The sequence below is a fragment of the Rhizobium sp. BK289 genome (assembly GCF_014193575.1).
GTDB lineage: Bacteria > Pseudomonadota > Alphaproteobacteria > Rhizobiales > Rhizobiaceae > Rhizobium > Rhizobium tropici_C.
Genome location: NZ_JACHZO010000011.1, coordinates 19,671 through 36,197, shown reverse-complemented (window position 1 = coordinate 36,197; position 16,527 = coordinate 19,671). Strand labels below are relative to the sequence as shown.

Sequence of the window (16,527 nt, the reverse complement as noted above, 5' to 3'; positions counted from 1 at the left end):
CGGCATACGGGAAAGACTGATGATCGCGGGAGGTGCTTCAGCTCCGCTCGCGTTCCATCGTGCTGCGCAGGGCGGTCAATCTCCAGACGAGGCCGGTTGGGCGAAAATCGATCTCGACGCTGCCGCTGAAGGATGCAGCGGCGTGCGTTTTCGTCACCGTGGTGCCGAAGCCGGTGTCCTTTGGCGGCTTGACCGGAGGGCCATCCCTTTCCGTCCACACGAAGCGGATCATCGGCCCGTTTTCGCCGGCCTCCGTCGTCCATTCGATGGTGATCTTGCCTTCGGGAGCCGAAAGCGCCCCGTATTTCACTGAATTGGTCGCGAGCTCATGCAGGACGAGGCCGAGATTCTGCACGGCCTCGGGCTTCAGCAGGAAATCGTTGCCGAGAACATCGAGCTGCTGCGGCCCCTGCAGGAAGGTCGCAAGATGAATGTCGATCACGCGGCGCAGCGAAACGCCGGACCATTGTTCGCTGGTCAGGACCTCGATCGAACGCGCCAATCCTTCCAGCCGGTCGGCGACGGCGCGCTGGAAGCTGTCGACGCTGTCCGTCTGCCGTGCGAGCTGCCTTGTCATCGCCTGAGCGAGCGCCAGCAGATTCTTGGTACGGTGGACGAGTTCGTGCATGACGAAATGCAGCCGGTCTTCCGTGACGCTGCGATCGAAGGATGCGTTGGAAAGCGCTATGGCCACCTGGTTCGCCTCGATGACACTGGTGTCGATCGGCGATACGATCTCGCCACGGCCCATGCGGTCGGCCATGTCGGCAATGCTCTGAATGGTGATGCGCACCTGCCGCGCCAGGGCATAGACAGCAATCAAGGCGATCAACAGCAGCGTGACGCCGCCGTAGATCAGAAAGCGCCAGGTGCTCATCAGCGACGCCTGCGCCGATGCGATCGGTCCCCAGACGACCGCCTTCCAGGACCAGCCGGAAATTTGCGCATAGCCGAGCACTGCGTTCGGCAGGACCTTCTCATCCTGATAAACACCGCTGGATGCGATCAGCTTCGGCAGGATGTTCTTATTGAATGCGTCGCCCGGGGCGAGGGTCGTCGGGCCACCGGCGGCAACGACATGTCCGGATTTGTCCAGAACGGCGGCAGACCAGCCGGGTGGCAGGGCTTCCGTGGTCACGAGCTTGGCGAGTTCGTCCGCATCCTGGGTTACCGCGAGGGCAGCTCCGGCCGGGGAGTGCTCGAGAGGCAGGGTGACGTTGTAGACCCAGCGGCGGGCGTTCGTGCCGATGAAGACATCGGACGCCTCGATTCGTCCGGAGTTCAGTGCCGATTGCAGCGCGGCTATATTGCCGGTCTTGCCGAGCGGCTTGCCGAGTGGCCAGCGCGTATTCAACCTCAGCTGGCCATCCTTTTCCATGAGCAGGACGAAGAGGGAATCTGTGCGCAGGACCGTTTCCGTGCGGGCAAAGAAAGTGGCGATATCGTTGCGCTCGAGTTCAGGCGAAGAGGACAGCAGCCGCAACGTCGTCGCCATGTCCTGCAGCTGGCGGTCGATGACTCGCGCCAAAGCCTGAGCGTCCTGAACCGTATCGCCTTTCAGCGCATCGCGTTCATTGTTTTCCAGCTGGACGAGAAGGAGAGCGACGAAGGCCAGAATAGGCAAGGCAATCGCCAAGGCTATGGCGATCAGATAGGCTCCAATCGACGCTTTCGGGAAATGCGATTTCCTCATGAGGCGATCAACCGATCGTGCCTCCACGACGGTCCAAAGCGCCGGCAAACGCGAAAAGAATGGTTTTGGTCATCATGCCCAGCGCCCCCATGCCCTGTCCCGAGCTACATGCTCTCGAAGCGTCCATGTTAGGGCTCGGTAAATTGCCTTGCAACATATGAAAAGTCATTGCTTCGAAATCATAAACGATCTCGGGTATTTACGACTGCGGCAATGCATCCCCTGAGTTGCGGTGCCCCTGCCTTTTACGAGGGTCAGGCAAAGCGCGAGAGGCGGAAAGAGGCAAGCTGATCGTCGTTCTTGCCGTCGACGATTGCCTCGGCCGCAAGCAGGCCGACCAGCGGCGCCAGCGTGACACCCGAATGCAGCACAGCGACATAGAGGCCGGGCGCGTCATCGACGCCTCCCAGAATGGGTAGGCCATCCTTTGGGGTCGGGCGATGACCGACGGTGTGGAAATCGAGCTGCAGCGCCTCTCCGCCCTTCAAGGTTGCCTTGGCCTTGGCGAAGAGCTCGCGGGCGGCCGCCTGTGGATCATCGCCGGGATCGGTGCCGCCGAAGTCGCCGCCGGCAATGATCCGCCCTTCAGCCGTCTGGCGCAAATGCAGTTCCGGCGCCATCACCAGGCCATTCAGCAGCTTTTGTGCGGGCTGGGAATGAACGATAAGCCCTGGCGGCGTTTCCAGCGGCACTTGGATATCGACAGATGCCGCAAGCGGTGCGGTGCCCGCACCGGCGGCAAGAACGACATGGTCGGCGCGCATCTCGCCTTCGCTCGTCTCAATACCGGTGATTCGCCCGCCTTGCATCAGCAGACGTTCGACTTCGACGCCGGACAAAAAGATCGCGCCGCGGCGTGTGGCATCTTGCAAGAGCTGCTCTGCCGCGGCAACGGGTTCGACGGCGCCCTCTTCGGCGACATGCAGCGCATAGTCCGGCGGATTGGCGAGATTGGGTTCGATCATCGCGCTGGTAGCTCGATCGACCGGCTGTATGCCGTAGCCCCAACCGTGATGCCGGGCTGCATAGGCGTCCAGCTCCGCCTCCGGGAGATCCCAGCACAGGCCGCCGCACCAGGATAGCGGCAGGCCGGGAAGCTCGGCGGCAAGCCTCGACCATTCGCGCATCGAGCGGTGGCGGAAATGGAAGTAGAATTCCGGATTGCCCCAGCTCGCATTGATCCAGGCGAAGGAATTCGGTGTCGCCACGCCGCCGGCCCGCTCCGCGATCACCGTGACGGACGCACCCTTGCGGCTCAGATGCCAGGCGATGGACGCGCCGATGATGCCGGCGCCGATAACGATGATCTTCTGGGGGGAGGGCATGTCTCTGTCTCGTTCGGATGGGAATGGACCGAGACTAGGCGTTCGCCGAGGCAAAGAAAAGCCGCCGGGCAAAGGATCGCCGGCGGCTTGGATGTCCTATCGCGATGCAACCTTCGTATCAGGCGCCGGCGCCGACACGCGCCAGGCCGTCCCTGGCCGGCTGGTAGTTCGGATCGAGATTGACCGCGTGCTGATAGGAGCGGCGCGCTTTCGCCTTGTCGCCCCGGCGCTCATAGACGAAGGCCTGGTTTGCCCAGGATTCGGCAACCTTGTTGTTGAGCTCGATGGCGTGGTTGAAATCGGCGAAGGCGTTGTCGTCGTCGTTCTGCGCGAGATAGGAGATGCCGCGACTGTTGTATGGCTCCGGCGAGTTCGGAGACAATGAGATCGCCTTCGAGAAATCGTCGATCGCCTTGTCCTGCTGATTGCGCTTCTGAAAGATCACGCCGCGGCCGTTATAGGCGCGACCGTCGGTGGTGCCGAGGCTGATTGCCTTCGAATAGTCATTGAAGGCGTCGTTATCGCGGCCGGCCTGGCGGTAGAGGTTACCACGGCCGATATAGGCGACGTCGTAGTTCGAATTGATCTGCAGCGCTGCGTTATAGTCCGCGATGGCTTCCGGCAGCTTGCCCATGTTGCGATAGATGAGCGCGCGGTTGGCGTAGGCCTGATAGAACTTCGGATTGAGCTGGATCGCCTGATTGAAGTCGCCGAGGGCGCGGTTGAAATCGCCGCCGCGGCCATAGGCCGTGCCCCGAACGTTATAGCCCTCAGGATCCTGCGGGTTGGCATTGATGACCGACGTCAGCGACGCGATATTTTCCGAGGAGCCTTGCGCCTTGTCGATCTGAATCACGTTATCGGTGGAGGCGGTTTGGCAGCCGGAAAGGCTGATTGCGGCAAGTATCGCCAAAGCAGGCAGCACCGCGGCGCGCTTCGAAACGGGTAAGGAGAGGTTCGAAGTGCGGAACTTTACGGAAGTCGTCATTGCCATTATCGGGTCGCTTTCCCCATGCGTCATATCAGGCTGTTCTGATTTAATCCGATTTGCCCAGAGAATAAATCAAAAAGGCGGCGGCGAACGACTCGCCCCCGCCACACATGCATCTGAAAACGTCGAAAAACGGCGATTACTTGGCAACCAGGCCTTCGCGCTGAGCGCGCTTGCGAGCAAGCTTGCGAACGCGACGAACAGCTTCAGCCTTCTCGCGAGCACGCTTCTGCGACGGCTTTTCATAGTAGTCGCGCATCTTCATTTCGCGGAAAATACCTTCGCGCTGCATCTTCTTCTTGAGAGCGCGGAGAGCCTGGTCGACATTGTTATCGCGGACAAGTACCTGCACGAGAATCACGTTCCTTTGGTTTGGTTGATGCCAGCGGCGACTGCAGCGCCAGGAGGCAAAAATATAACGTTCGCGCAGCCGCAGCCTTGCGATTGGTAGGCGAGATAGCAGATCGGTTTGTCAAAGTCTAGCCAGATCGTGAGTTTGCAGAGGAAAAAGCGGTTTGTCGAGTACCGAATTCAGCCAGAAATGCCTGTGGCACTTCGCGGAAGCTGTTGAATAAGCGATCGGCGATCCCCCGGTCTTTGCGACATTGACATGCTTGTGTGAGTATCTCGGATCACGCTCCATTTAGGCCATCGCCGGATGTCAGAGAGAATCGCCTTATGAAATCGCGTCGCTTTGTTGCCGTTGGAAGATTGCTTGCAGCGCCAGCGCTTGTCCTCGTCGTTCTCGCTGCGGCGCTTGCGCCTGCCGCGGCCGGCGAGGTGCGGCTCGGCAAGAATGTCCGCGTCGGCGGCCACGACTTTTCCAATCAGACCTTCGACAGTAAGCACCGTGCGAGGATCTATCTTTACAATGGGAAGCCGCAGAGGGAGGGATGCGCCTGGCGTAAGGACGGTCATGGCGGGCGGGTGAAGGTCTGCCATCTGCAGCGCAAATAAAGTTGCTAAGAGGTCGTAAGCGCGGCAGCCGGGAACGCGGCAATTTTAACCGTGTCGAAAGACGGTCCCTAATGCGTCGCAAAAGAGCCGTTGTGTCGGTTTTCGATTTGCGATTTGTATGACCCACAAGAAGGGCGTCTTGCCTGAAGGAGTTGAGGGCGAATGCGTAAATACTCGGTTTTTGCCGTGGCACGGGAAGCGATGCGGGCTCACAAGGGTTGGGAGGCTCAGTGGACCTCGCCGGAGCCGCGCAAGGAGTATGACGTCATCATCGTCGGCGCCGGCGGTCATGGCCTTGGCGCCGCCTACTATCTCGCCAAGGAGCACGGCATCACCAATGTCGCGGTCATCGAGAAGGGCTGGCTCGGCGGCGGCAATACCGGCCGCAACACGACCATCATCCGCTCGAACTATCTCTATGAAGAGAGCATGCACATCTACGAGCATTCGATGAAGCTCTGGGAGGGGTTGTCTCAGGATCTCAATTATAATGTCATGTATTCGCCGCGCGGCGTGATGATGCTGTCGCACAATGTGCACGACCAGCAGTCCTTCAAGCGGCATATCCACGCCAACCGTCTCTATGGCATCGACAATGAATGGCTGACGCCGGAACAGGCCAAGGCTTACTGTCCGCCACTCGATATTTCGAAGACGGCGCGCTATCCGATCAACGGCGCCGCTCTGCAGCGCCGTGGCGGCACGGCGCGTCACGATGCCGTTGCCTGGGGCTTTGCCCGCGCCGCTTCCGATCGCGGCGTGCACATCATCCAGAATTGCGAAGTCACCGGCATTCGCCGTGGGCCGGATGGCCGCGTGACGGGCGTCGAAACGAGCAAGGGCTTTATCGGCGCCAAGAAGGTCGGCGTTTCGGCCGCCGGCCACACCACGGTCGTCATGCAGATGGCCGGGGTGCGGGTGCCGCTGCAATCGAGCCCGCTGCAGGCGCTGGTCTCCGAGCCGCTGAAGCCGATCTTCCCCTGCGTCGTCATGTCGAACACGGTGCATGCCTATATCTCGCAGTCCGACAAGGGCGAACTCGTCATCGGCGCTGGCACGGACCAGTACAACTCCTATAGCCAGACCGGCGGTTTGCAGATCATCACCCATACGCTGGATGCGATCTGCGAGCTGTTCCCGATGTTCCGCCGCGTGAAGATGATGCGTTCCTGGGGCGGCATCGTCGACAATACGCCCGACCGTTCGGCGATCCAGTCGAAGACGCCGGTGCCGGGTCTCTACGTCAATTGCGGCTGGGGCACGGGCGGCTTCAAGGCGACGCCGGGTTCGGCCAATCTCTTTGCCCATCTGATTGCCCGCGACGAGCCGCATAAGTTCAATGCCGGCCTGACGCTGGATCGCTTCCGCACCGGCCGCCTGATCGATGAGGCGGCCGCCGCCGCCGTAGCGCACTGATGCCGGCGGCGGTCGGGATCGTTCTTGCGGCGGGGCTTTCCTTGCCGGCCGGAACGATCGCGGCCGAAGTCAGCGATCTTATTCCGGGGGCCGGGGATTTTCGCATGCAGGTGATTCACAAGGCGAAGGATGAGGCCGAATGGCCCTTCGTGGCCGAAAGCGGCGTGCTTGCCTGCGCCAGGGTGCTGAACAAGCCGGCCGTTTACTTCGTGCCGGAGCAGAAGCCCGAGACAAAGCGCGCTTTCGCGCTCGATACGGATCTGCTTGGCATGAGCCTGGTCAATCTGGGGATGACCGACGTGCTGAAACCCTATGGATCGCTGGAAGCGCTGCTGAAGCGCATAACACCTTTCGTCATCATGGGACGGCGGCTTTGCGCCCAGCCTCCCGGCACAAGCCTTACGGGCTCCGAGCTTTAACACAGGTAGAAAACGATGCTGCTGATTTACTGCCCCTATTGCGAGGAAGAGCGTTCGGAACTCGAATTCCGCAACGCCGGCGATGCGCATATCGTGCGGCCGGCCAATATTGCCGGAATCTCGGATGAGGAGTTCGAGGAATATTTCTTCCTGCGCGACAATCCGAAGGGCCTGATCTTCGAGCGCTGGCGGCATATCCATGGCTGCGGCCGCTTCTTCAATGCCGCGCGTGACACGGTAAGCGATCATTTCTATCGCACGTATAAGGCCGGCGAGCCGAAGCCGGATGCCGCGACGCTGCTGCCAGGCGCGTCCGAACCGGTTGCGCAGCATAAGAACGAACAAGAACAGACGGCACAAGCAGAGGGATTTGTTGAATGAGCGGCGCCAATCGTATCGCGGGCAAGGGACGTCTGACGCCGGCCAGAACCGCTCGCTTCACTTTTGACGGCAAGAGCTATACCGCGCTCGAAGGCGACACCGTCGCCTCGGCGCTGCTTGCCAACGGCGTCCATCTTGTCGGCCGGTCCTTCAAATATCACCGTCCGCGCGGCATTCTTTCGGCCGGAGCCGAAGAGCCGAACGCGCTGCTCGATATCTCGCGCGATGCGGCGCGGCGTCAGCCGAACGTACGCGCCAGCGTGCAGGAAGTATTCGACGGCATGAAGGCACAGTCGCAGAACCGCTGGCCCTCGCTCGCTTTCGATGTCGGCGGCGTCAACAATCTGATGTCACCCTTCTTTGCCGCCGGCTTCTACTACAAGACCTTCATGTGGCCGAAGGCGGCCTGGAAGCATCTCTACGAACCCTTCATCCGCCGTGCAGCCGGCCTCGGCGTCGCGCCGACGGAAGAAGATCCGGATCATTATGCCAGCCGCTATGCGCATTGCGATGTGCTTGTCGTCGGTGCCGGTATTGCCGGCCTTTCCGCAGCACTCGCCGCCGCCGAAACCGGCGCCAAAGTCATCCTCTGTGACGAGCAGCCTGATGTCGGCGGCGCGCTCCGCTTCGATACCGGCATCAAGATCGACGGCGTCGAGGGCTATGACTGGGCGCAGGCTACCGTCGCCAAGCTCAAGGCGATGCCGAATGTCCAGGTCCTGACGCGGACGACTGCCTTCGGCTACTACAACCATAATTTCTTCGGTCTTGCCGAACGGGTGACCGACCATCTTGCAAGGCCAGGCCGCGACCTGCCGCGCGAACGCCTGTGGCAAGTGCGCGCCAAGCGCGCCATCCTGGCGACCGGCGCCATCGAACGCCACATGGTATTCCCGAACAACGACCGGCCGGGCATCATGCTGGCGTCTGCCGCGCGTGCCTATCTCAACCACTATGGCGTCGCCGTCGGCGCGAAGATCGGCGTCTATACGGCGCATGATTCGGCCTATGAAGCCGCCTTCGATCTCAAGCGCGCAGGCGTTTCCGTCGTTGCGATCGTTGACAGCCGCGCGCGGCCCGGCGAGGCAGTTCTGGCCGAGGCAAAGCGGCTGGGCATCGAGGTGATGACCGACTATGCCGTCATCGACACGGCCGGCAAACTGCGCGTTTCCTCGATGACGGTCGCGCGCAACGGCAGCTCCGCTACCCGCAAGATCGCCATCGACGCCCTGCTGGTTTCGGCGGGCTGGACGCCTTCCGTTCATCTCTTCTCGCAATCGCGCGGCAAGCTGAAATTCGATACCGAGAAGCAGCGCTTCCTGCCGGGTACCTATGTTCAGGATTGCCTTTCTGTCGGCGCCTGCAACGGCACGGACGGGCTGCAGGCCGCGATCGAGGAATCTCTTGCCGCCGGTGAGCTGATGGCGCGCGCCACGGGCAGCACCAATGGCGGTGAAAAGATCCAGCTCCACGCCGAGCAGGCCTTCGAATGGACCGGCGGCATGATCGGCGCGGCCGAAGGCGCCGGGCCGGACACGAATGCAAAGGCTTTCGTCGATTTCCAGCACGACGTCTGCGCCAAGGATATTCGTCTCGCCGTGCGCGAGGGCATGCATTCCATCGAGCACATCAAGCGCTTCACCACCAATGGCATGGCCTCCGACCAGGGCAAGCTTTCCAACATGCACGGGCTGGCGATCGCCGCCGAAATGCTCGGCAAGGATATTCCGCAGGTCGGTCTTACCACCTTCCGCGCGCCCTATACGCCCGTCACCTACGGCACGCTGATCAGCCATTCGCGCGGGGCTCTCTTCGATCCCGCCCGCAAGACGCCGATGCATGCCTGGGAAGAGGCGCATGGCGCCATCTTCGAAGATGTCGGCAACTGGAAGCGCGCCTGGTTCTATCCGCGCGCCGGCGAGACCATGCATCAGGCCGTCAACCGCGAATGCCGCACGGCGCGCGAAGTGGCCGGCGTGTTCGATGCCTCGACGCTCGGTAAGATCGAAGTGGTTGGGCCGGATGCGGCGGAATTCCTGAACCTGATCTACACCAATGCCTGGGACACGCTGAAGCCCGGCCGCTGCCGCTACGGCATCATGACCCGCGAGGATGGTTTCGTTTATGACGATGGCGTCGTCGGACGTCTGGCCGAGGATCGCTTCCATGTGACCACCACGACCGGCGGTGCGCCGCGCGTGCTGCATCACATGGAAGACTATCTGCAGACAGAGTTTCCTCATCTGAAGGTGTGGCTGACGTCCACCACAGAGCAATGGGCCGTCATTGCAGTGCAGGGTCCGAAGGCGCGCGAGATCATCGAGCCGCTCGTCGAGGGCCAGGATCTGTCCAACGAGGCCTTCCCGCATATGAGCGTGGCCGAGTGCAAGGTCTGCGGCGTACCGGCGCGGCTGTTCCGTGTCTCCTTCACCGGTGAAACCGGCTACGAAATCAACGTGCCTGCCGATTATGGCCAGTCCGTCTGGGAAGCCGTCTGGGCTCGCGCCGAGCCGATGGGCGCCTGCGCCTACGGCACCGAAACCATGCACGTGCTGCGCGCCGAAAAGGGCTACATCATCGTCGGCCAGGATACCGATGGTACGGTGACGCCTGACGATGCCGGCCTTGCCTGGGCTGTTTCCAAGAAGAAGACCGATTTCGTCGGCATTCGCGGCCTGAAGCGGCCGGATCTCGTCAAGGAAGGGCGCAAGCAGCTCGTCGGTCTCGTCACCCGCGATCCGAAGGTGGTGCTGGAGGAGGGCGCACAGATCGTTGCAGATCCGAATGAGCCGAAACCGATGACTATGCTCGGCCATGTCACTTCTTCCTACTGGTCCGAGAATCTCGGCCGCTCCATCGCCTTCGCGCTGGTGGCGGGCGGGCGCGAGCGCATGGGCAAGACGCTCTATGTGCCGATGCCTGACAAGACCATATCAGTCGAGGTGACGGATCTGGTGTTCTTTGATAAGGAAGGAGGCCGGATCAATGGCTGATCTCGCTACCCGCAAACTGCCGCTCACCGGCCGCCACGGCGGCTCCTCCACCGTTCGGTTGACGCCTGCCGCTCCCGCAAGCCGCATTTCGCTGCGCGCACCGGCCGATTCCGTCGGTGGTCTTTCGCAGGCGCTCGGCCTTCAGCTGCCGACCCGGCCGAAGACTTCGGTCAGCGGCAATGGCCGTCATGCGCTGTGGCTCGGCCCGGACGAATGGCTCGTTATCGATGAAAATGGTGCCGAGTTGGTCGGGGTGGCTGGATCGGCTGGCGTGCTGCATTCGGCGACCGATGTCTCACATCGCAATACAGCCATCGTCGTGTCCGGCCCCGGCGCGGAAGCGACGCTTGCCGCCGGCTGCCCGCAGGATGTCTCGTTGAGCGCATTCCCCGTCGGCGCCTGCTCGCGCACGCTGCTCGGCAAGGCGGAAGTCGTAATCCTGCGGCTCGATGATGAGACATTCCGCGTCGAAGTCTGGCGCTCCTTCTCCGACTACGCCTTCGGTCTTCTGGCCGAGGGTGCGGCGGATGCGGGTCTTTAACCCTCTTCCGGACGATCCTTCGGATCGAACTGCGATATGGTCGTCCATGTCGCAGTCAGTGCCGGCTTGCGTTCGTTTTCGATCTCGACCGTCACGTCATAGGTCAGCATCAGCATATTGGCGCCGCGCAGCCGGGTTTCGGCGAGCGTGAAACGGCCACGCACCTGCGCGCCGCATTTGACCGGCGACATGAAACGGATCTTCTCGAAGCCGTAGTTGATGCCCAGGGTTTGTTCGCGGATTTTCGGCAGGGCGCTGTAGTTCATCGCCGAGAGAAGCGAGAGTGTCAGGAAGCCGTGGGCAATGGTGCCGCCATAGGGCGTTTCCGCCCTGGCACGTTCGGGATCGACGTGGATGAACTGGTGGTCGAGCGTCGCATCGGCAAAGGTGTCGATCATCGTCTGGTCCACGATGATCCAGTCGGAAACGCCGATCTCCGTTCCCGCAAGTTTCATGATCTCTACAAGCGAGATATCGCCGGGCATTCCATCCTCGTCAGTCTAAGTGGCCGCTGACCCCTTTCTGGCGAATCGAAACGGAAAGTGCAACCGCGATCAGTTTTCGAGAAGGAAGGCGACGGAACGTGCGGGTAAGGTGATTTGGGCGCCTGCCGCATTCTCGCCTGCTGCGGTCAGCAGAGACCAGCCGCCGCTCTCGGCAGCAGGCAATGTGATGGCGCGTTCGTCTGAGGCGCGATTGAAGACTATGGCGAGCCGCGTCGCCCGATTCTTGGCGTGATCCTGTGTTTTGAGCGCCATGCCGAGCACGGCCGCCTTCGGCGCCTCCCAATCGGGCACCGCCATTGGCGTTCCTGCGCCTGAGAACCAGAGCACATCGCCATCGCCGTGAAAGAAATCCATGTCGCCAAAGGCGGTGAAGCGGCGGCGCAGGCCGGCGAGCCAGGCGGTATGGCCGATCAGTTCCTCGTCCAGCACCTTCCAGTCCATCCAGGTGATGGCATTGTCCTGGCAATAAGCGTTGTTGTTGCCCTGCTGGCTGCGTCCGCCTTCATCGCCTGCGGTCAGCATGATCGAGCCGCGTGTGGCAAAGAGCGTCGAGAGCATGGCTTCGATATCGGCGCGGCGCTTGCGCTGGATCGACGGATCATCCGTCTTGCCTTCGACACCGTTGTTCCAGGAGAAGTTCTCGTTGTGGCCGTCGCGATTGTTCTCGCCATTGGCCTCATTGTGCTTGTTCTCGCAGGAAACAAGGTCCATCAGCGTGAAGCCGTCATGGGCGGCGAGGAAATTGACCGTGCGCGTCTGTGCGCGCCCGTCGCGGCCGAAGATGGAGGAGGAGCCGGCAAGCACGGTCGCGAGATCGCCGATGCCGGCATCACCGCGCCAGAAGCGTCGCAGGTCGTCACGGGCGCGGTCGTTCCATTCGAGAAAAGGTGTGGGGAAATTTCCCAGCTGGTAGCCGCCCGGGCCGATGTCCCAAGGCTCGGCGATCATGACGCGATCCTGCAGCACCTCGTCCGCCAGCATGGTGCGCAGCGTCATGCTTTCCGGATCGAAGCCCTTGCCGTTGCGGCCGAGCACGGTGGCGAGGTCGAAACGGAAGCCGTCGATGCCGGCATTCCGAACGAAATGGCGCAGGCTGTCGATGATGAGCTTGCGCGTTGCCGGCTGGTCGCAGGCGACGGTATTGCCCGTGCCGGTATCGTTGACCAGCGTGCCGGGCTGGTCAGGCAAATGGCGGAAATAGGTGGGGTTGTCGAGGCCGCGCAATGACAAGGTCGGCCCCTGGCGATCGCTCTCGCCCGTATGATTGAAGACGAGATCGAGAATGACGGCGATGCCTTCGGCGTGAAGGGCTTCGACCGTCTCGCGCAACTCCTTCATGCCGCCGGGCGCGAGGCGTGGATCGAGCGCCATGAAGGCGACCGGGTTGTAGCCCCAGCCATTGGTGAGGCCGAGCGGCGGCAGGTGCCGTTCGTCGATCCATGCGGTGATCGGCATCAGCTCGACAGCGTCGACCTGAAGGCGCCTGAGATGCGCAATGATGGACGGGTGGGCGAGGGCGCCGAGCGTGCCGCGTTGTTTCGCCGGCACATCGGGATGCAGCATGGTGAAGGACTTCACGGCGATTTCATAGATCAGGCCGCCGGGCTGAAACAAAGGCTTGGCCGGCTTGACGGCGACATCGCGCGAGACGATCGCCTTGGGCATCAGATCCTGCGTATCGGCACCGAAGACACCCAGTCGTGGATCGTAACGAAACGGCCGATCGAGCTCCCTGGCGTAGGGATCGACCAACAGCTTGGATGGGTCGAACCACAGGCCGTGATCAGGATCATAGGCGCCATGGGCGCGCAGGCCATAGCGCGCGCCTTCCCTTGCGTCCTTGACGAAAAGGCGATGCTCATCGCCATCGCGGGTGAGCGGAAGCCGCGCGATTTCCTTGTGGCCCTCGGCGTCGAACAGACAGAGGTCTATCTGCTCGGCGTGTCTGGAGTAGACAGCAAATTCGACACCCGAGTCGGTGAGGGTGGCGCCAAGGCAGCGGGTTGTCGGTTCGGACATGTCTCGCGGGCTTTCCATTTTCGGACGTTGGAACGAAGGGGATGCAATTTGCCGTCGTTCCCGGATACACCCCTCATCCGTCTTTCGGCGATTTCGCTCTGCTCAATCACCGAAATCCACCTTCTCCCCGAGGGGAGAACGTCCTTATGGCACAATCTCCTCTCCCCTCGGGGAGAGGGCACAGTGAGGGGGCTCTGCAAAAATTGCCGTCAGGTAATCACCGTCGGCGCGTCACGGCCGGTGCGGCCCTTGATATCGGCGATTTCCTGGGCGGCGACGATGAGATCGGCCAGCGCTTCCTGGGTTTCGATATTGTGACGGGTCGGATCGGGCTCGTAGCGCTCGATGTAGACGCGCAGCGTCGCGCCCGTCGTGCCGGTGCCTGAGAGACGGAAGACCACGCGGGAGCCGCCCTCGAAGAGGATTCGGATGCCCTGATGCTGGCTGACCGACTTGTCGACCGGGTCGTGATAGGCGAAGTCGTCGGCGGCGGAAACGGTGAGATCGCCGAACTTCGTACCCGGCAGGGTCGGCAGCTTTTCGCGCAGTGCTGCGATCAGGCCGTTGGCAGCATCGGTGTCGACGCCTTCATAATCGTGGCGGGAATAATAGTTGCGGCCATAGGTGGCCCAATGCTGCGTCACGATATCGATGACGCTCTCGCCCCGAACGGCCAGGATGTTCAGCCAGAGCAGCACGGCCCAGAGGCCATCCTTTTCGCGAACGTGGTTGGAGCCGGTGCCGGAGCTTTCCTCGCCACAGATGGTCGCCATGCCGGCATCGAGCAGGTTGCCGAAGAATTTCCAGCCGGTCGGCGTCTCATAAATGCCGACGCCACGCTTTTCGGCAACGCGATCGGCGGCGCCGCTGGTGGGCATCGAGCGGGCAATGCCGGCAATGCCGTGCGAATAGCCTGGAGCGAGATTGGCGTTGGCCGCGAGAATCGCCAGGCTGTCGGACGGAGTGACGTAGATGCCTTTGCCGATGATGAGGTTGCGGTCGCCGTCGCCGTCCGATGCGGCGCCGAAATCGGGCGCATCGTCGCTCATCATGTCGTCGTAAAGCTCCTTGCAGTAGACGAGGTTCGGATCCGGGTGGTGACCGCCGAAATCCGGCAGCGGCAGGAAGTTGCGGACCGATCCGTCCGGCGCGCCGAGGCGGATCTCGAAGATTTCCTTGGCGTAGGGGCCGGTGACGGCGCTCATCGCGTCGAAGTTCAGGCGGAAGCCGAGGCTGATCAGATTGCGGATCGCGCCGAAATCGAACAGCTCCTCCATCAGAGCCGCATAGTCTTCGACGGGATCGATGACGGAAACGATCATGCCGCCCACATCTTCGCGGGCAATGCGATCGAGGTTGATGTCCGGGAAATCGGATATCTTGTAGCTGTCGATGACCTTCGAGCGCTCATAGATGGCGTCGGTGATCTTCTCCGGCGCGGGGCCGCCATTGCTGATATTGTATTTGATGCCGAAGTCTTCGGTCGGGCCGCCGGGATTGTGGCTTGCAGACAGGATGATGCCGCCGAAAGCCTTGTATTTGCGGATGATGTTGGAGGCTGCGGGCGTCGAGAGGATGCCGCCCTTGCCGACCATGACCTTGCCGAAGCCGTTCGCGGCGGCCATCTTGATGGCCTTCTGGATGACTTCGCGATTGTAGTAGCGGCCGTCGCCGCCGATGACCAGGCACTTGCCCTGATAGCCTTCGAGCGAATCGAAAATCGACTGGATGAAGTTTTCCGCGTAGTTCGGCTGCTGGAATACGGGAACCTTCTTTCGCAGGCCCGAGGTGCCGGGCTTCTGATCCGCGTAGGGGGTGGTGGGTACGGTTTTAATCATCGGGTTAAGCGCCTCTCGAGACTAGACTGGAGTAGAGAGCGGCGTAGCGTTCTGCGCTCCTGCCCCAGGATACGTCGGATTTCATGCCCTGCTTTTGCATCTGCGTCCAGACCTTTCGATCCTGGAAGAGGTGCATGGCACGGCGTATGGCCTGCAGCAGCCCTTCGGCGGTGACGGGCGAAAATTGGATGCCGGTCGCGACTTTTGCCTGCAGCGCGGCATGGTTGGCGTCGATAATCGTATCGTTGAGCCCACCCGTCCGTGCAACGATCGGCAGGCAGCCGTAGCGTAAGCCATAAAGCTGCGTGAGACCACAGGGTTCGAAGCGCGACGGGATGATAATCGCGTCACAACCGGCCTGCAACAGATGCGAGATCGGCTCGTTATAGCCGGCGGAAACGCCGACACGGCCGCGATGACGGCCGGCCGCGGCAAATAGCGCGCCCTCCAGCGCCGCATCGCCCGCGCCCAGAATGGCAAGCTTGCCGCCCATGTGGACAATCTCGCCGGCGATACTTGCCAGGAGATCCATGCCTTTCTGCCAGGTGAGCCGGCTGACGACACAGAAGATCGGACCATCATCGTCGTCGAGGCCGAAATGTTCGATGACCCGGTGGCGGTTGATGGCACGATCCTTCAGCGTCGCCGCGCTATAGGTCTGTGCGATCATCGGATCGGTCGCCGGGTTCCAGATGTCGTCGTCGATGCCGTTGACGATGCCGTAAAGATTATGGGCCTTGCTGGTGATGACGCCTTCGAGGCCCATGCCGAATTCCGGTGTCAGGATTTCTTCGGCATAGGAGGGGCTGACCGTGGTGAGGGCATGCGCGGTCTGCAGTCCGCCTTTGAGGAACCCGACATCGCCGTAATATTCCACACCCTCCATCGAAAAGGCATGCGCCGGCAGGCGCAGGCTCGGGAAGATATCGGAGCCGAACTGGCCCTGGAAAGCGATGTTGTGGATGGTGAGGACGCTCGGCAGCTCCGGCGTCGGATTATAGCGCATGTAGACCGGCACCATGGCCGACTGCCAGTCATGCGCATGCACGAGATCCGGCAGCCAGCCCGGCATAAGGCCGGCGGCTATTTCCGCGCCGGCCAGCGATAGCGCGGCGAAACGCCGCCAGTTGTCGGGATAATCCTTGCCTGTCGCATCGACATAGGGGCCGCCGGTGCGGCTGTAATAGGCCGGCGCATCGAGCACGAGGAAAGAAATGCCTGCATGCTCGACTTCCAGAACGGTGGCCGGCTCGCCGAGGAGATCCGGAAGCTCCAGGCGAGCAACCGGATCGCGGATGGCTTTCATGACGGCGGGATAGCCCGGAATAAGGGTCTTGGTTTCGACGCCGTAGGGCTTCAGCGCGATGGGCAGGGCGCCGGCCACGTCGGCCAGGCCCCCCGTCTTGATCAAGGGGAAGACTTCGGACGAAACCGAGAGAACCTTCATA

The 16,527-nt window shown here is 61.8% G+C and carries 14 protein-coding genes; 6 read left to right on the top strand and 8 right to left on the bottom strand.

Annotated elements, in window-relative coordinates; all coding sequences use genetic code 11:
• Nucleotides 1–37: 37 nt before the first annotated feature.
• From FHT84_RS21015 to rpsU, 4 genes are all read right to left on the bottom strand, one after another.
• Nucleotides 38–1,693 carry a sensor histidine kinase gene (locus FHT84_RS21015; RefSeq protein ID WP_113250031.1) on the bottom strand — a complete coding sequence of 552 codons (1,656 nt, stop codon included), beginning with the start codon at nt 1,691–1,693 and terminating at the stop codon, nt 38–40.
• Between the two features lie 254 nt (nt 1,694–1,947).
• The gene (locus tag FHT84_RS21010) at nt 1,948–3,018 is read right to left on the bottom strand and encodes an FAD-binding oxidoreductase (protein WP_112343284.1); all 1,071 of its coding nucleotides are present in this window, start codon (nt 3,016–3,018) and stop codon (nt 1,948–1,950) included.
• Between the two features lie 118 nt (nt 3,019–3,136).
• Nucleotides 3,137–4,012: a tetratricopeptide repeat protein gene (locus tag FHT84_RS21005; protein WP_112343285.1), complete on the bottom strand. Its 876-nt coding sequence runs from the start codon at nt 4,010–4,012 to the stop codon at nt 3,137–3,139.
• Nucleotides 4,013–4,148: 136 nt separating this feature from the next.
• On the bottom strand, nt 4,149–4,361 hold the full coding sequence (gene rpsU, locus FHT84_RS21000) for a 30S ribosomal protein S21 (RefSeq protein WP_004117638.1): 213 nt from the start codon (nt 4,359–4,361) through the stop codon (nt 4,149–4,151).
• Between the two features lie 326 nt (nt 4,362–4,687).
• On the opposite strand from rpsU, the gene FHT84_RS20995 reads away from it, so the two are divergent.
• The 6 genes from FHT84_RS20995 to FHT84_RS20970 all read left to right on the top strand — a co-directional run bounded on the left by FHT84_RS20995 (nt 4,688) and on the right by FHT84_RS20970 (nt 10,716).
• Nucleotides 4,688–4,966, top strand: a complete 279-nt coding sequence (locus tag FHT84_RS20995) for a hypothetical protein (RefSeq protein ID WP_183764817.1) — start codon at nt 4,688–4,690, stop codon at nt 4,964–4,966.
• Nucleotides 4,967–5,128: 162 nt separating this feature from the next.
• Nucleotides 5,129–6,382 (top strand): sarcosine oxidase subunit beta family protein, encoded by a 1,254-nt coding sequence (locus tag FHT84_RS20990; protein WP_112343287.1) that lies wholly within the window; start codon nt 5,129–5,131, stop codon nt 6,380–6,382.
• Complete coding sequence (locus FHT84_RS20985; protein ID WP_183764819.1) at nt 6,382–6,801, top strand: hypothetical protein; 420 nt, start codon at nt 6,382–6,384, stop codon at nt 6,799–6,801. The genes FHT84_RS20990 and FHT84_RS20985 overlap by 1 nt, the downstream gene beginning before the upstream one ends.
• A gap of 15 nt (nt 6,802–6,816) precedes the next feature.
• On the top strand, nt 6,817–7,182 hold the full coding sequence (locus FHT84_RS20980) for a sarcosine oxidase subunit delta (RefSeq protein ID WP_112343289.1): 366 nt from the start codon (nt 6,817–6,819) through the stop codon (nt 7,180–7,182).
• Nucleotides 7,179–10,175 (top strand): sarcosine oxidase subunit alpha, encoded by a 2,997-nt coding sequence (locus tag FHT84_RS20975; protein ID WP_183764822.1) that lies wholly within the window; start codon nt 7,179–7,181, stop codon nt 10,173–10,175. Before FHT84_RS20980 ends, FHT84_RS20975 begins: the two co-directional genes overlap by 4 nt.
• Nucleotides 10,168–10,716, top strand: a complete 549-nt coding sequence (locus tag FHT84_RS20970; RefSeq protein WP_183764827.1) for a sarcosine oxidase subunit gamma — start codon at nt 10,168–10,170, stop codon at nt 10,714–10,716. The genes FHT84_RS20975 and FHT84_RS20970 overlap by 8 nt, the downstream gene beginning before the upstream one ends.
• Here FHT84_RS20970 and FHT84_RS20965 read toward each other — a convergent pair.
• The 4 genes from FHT84_RS20965 to glgA form a co-directional block, all read right to left on the bottom strand.
• Complete coding sequence (locus FHT84_RS20965) at nt 10,713–11,201, bottom strand: MaoC family dehydratase (RefSeq protein WP_112343292.1); 489 nt, start codon at nt 11,199–11,201, stop codon at nt 10,713–10,715. The genes FHT84_RS20970 and FHT84_RS20965 overlap by 4 nt on opposite strands.
• A gap of 69 nt (nt 11,202–11,270) precedes the next feature.
• Nucleotides 11,271–13,241, bottom strand: a complete 1,971-nt coding sequence (gene glgX / locus FHT84_RS20960) for a glycogen debranching protein GlgX (protein ID WP_183764830.1) — start codon at nt 13,239–13,241, stop codon at nt 11,271–11,273.
• Between the two features lie 209 nt (nt 13,242–13,450).
• Nucleotides 13,451–15,079 carry an alpha-D-glucose phosphate-specific phosphoglucomutase gene (locus FHT84_RS20955; RefSeq protein WP_112343294.1) on the bottom strand — a complete coding sequence of 543 codons (1,629 nt, stop codon included), beginning with the start codon at nt 15,077–15,079 and terminating at the stop codon, nt 13,451–13,453.
• Nucleotides 15,080–15,083: 4 nt separating this feature from the next.
• Entirely contained in the window at nt 15,084–16,526 is a 1,443-nt protein-coding gene (glgA, locus tag FHT84_RS20950) for a glycogen synthase GlgA (RefSeq protein ID WP_183764833.1), read from the bottom strand.
• Nucleotide 16,527: the final 1 nt, after the last annotated feature.

What these genes read in the sequence shown, in the direction of transcription:
- FHT84_RS20965 (WP_112343292.1), bottom strand. Translation starts at nt 11,201, where the DNA reads ATGCCCGGCGATATCTCGCTTGTAGAGATCATGAAACTTGCGGGAACG.
- FHT84_RS20980 (WP_112343289.1), top strand. Translation starts at nt 6,817, where the DNA reads ATGCTGCTGATTTACTGCCCCTATTGCGAGGAAGAGCGTTCGGAACTC.
- FHT84_RS20975 (WP_183764822.1), top strand. Translation starts at nt 7,179, where the DNA reads ATGAGCGGCGCCAATCGTATCGCGGGCAAGGGACGTCTGACGCCGGCC.
- FHT84_RS20985 (WP_183764819.1), top strand. Translation starts at nt 6,382, where the DNA reads ATGCCGGCGGCGGTCGGGATCGTTCTTGCGGCGGGGCTTTCCTTGCCG.
- FHT84_RS21015 (WP_113250031.1), bottom strand. Translation starts at nt 1,693, where the DNA reads ATGAGGAAATCGCATTTCCCGAAAGCGTCGATTGGAGCCTATCTGATC.
- FHT84_RS20995 (WP_183764817.1), top strand. Translation starts at nt 4,688, where the DNA reads ATGAAATCGCGTCGCTTTGTTGCCGTTGGAAGATTGCTTGCAGCGCCA.
- FHT84_RS21005 (WP_112343285.1), bottom strand. Translation starts at nt 4,012, where the DNA reads ATGGCAATGACGACTTCCGTAAAGTTCCGCACTTCGAACCTCTCCTTA.
- FHT84_RS20970 (WP_183764827.1), top strand. Translation starts at nt 10,168, where the DNA reads ATGGCTGATCTCGCTACCCGCAAACTGCCGCTCACCGGCCGCCACGGC.
- FHT84_RS20955 (WP_112343294.1), bottom strand. Translation starts at nt 15,079, where the DNA reads ATGATTAAAACCGTACCCACCACCCCCTACGCGGATCAGAAGCCCGGC.
- FHT84_RS20990 (WP_112343287.1), top strand. Translation starts at nt 5,129, where the DNA reads ATGCGTAAATACTCGGTTTTTGCCGTGGCACGGGAAGCGATGCGGGCT.
- glgX (WP_183764830.1), bottom strand. Translation starts at nt 13,241, where the DNA reads ATGTCCGAACCGACAACCCGCTGCCTTGGCGCCACCCTCACCGACTCG.
- glgA (WP_183764833.1), bottom strand. Translation starts at nt 16,526, where the DNA reads ATGAAGGTTCTCTCGGTTTCGTCCGAAGTCTTCCCCTTGATCAAGACG.
- FHT84_RS21010 (WP_112343284.1), bottom strand. Translation starts at nt 3,018, where the DNA reads ATGCCCTCCCCCCAGAAGATCATCGTTATCGGCGCCGGCATCATCGGC.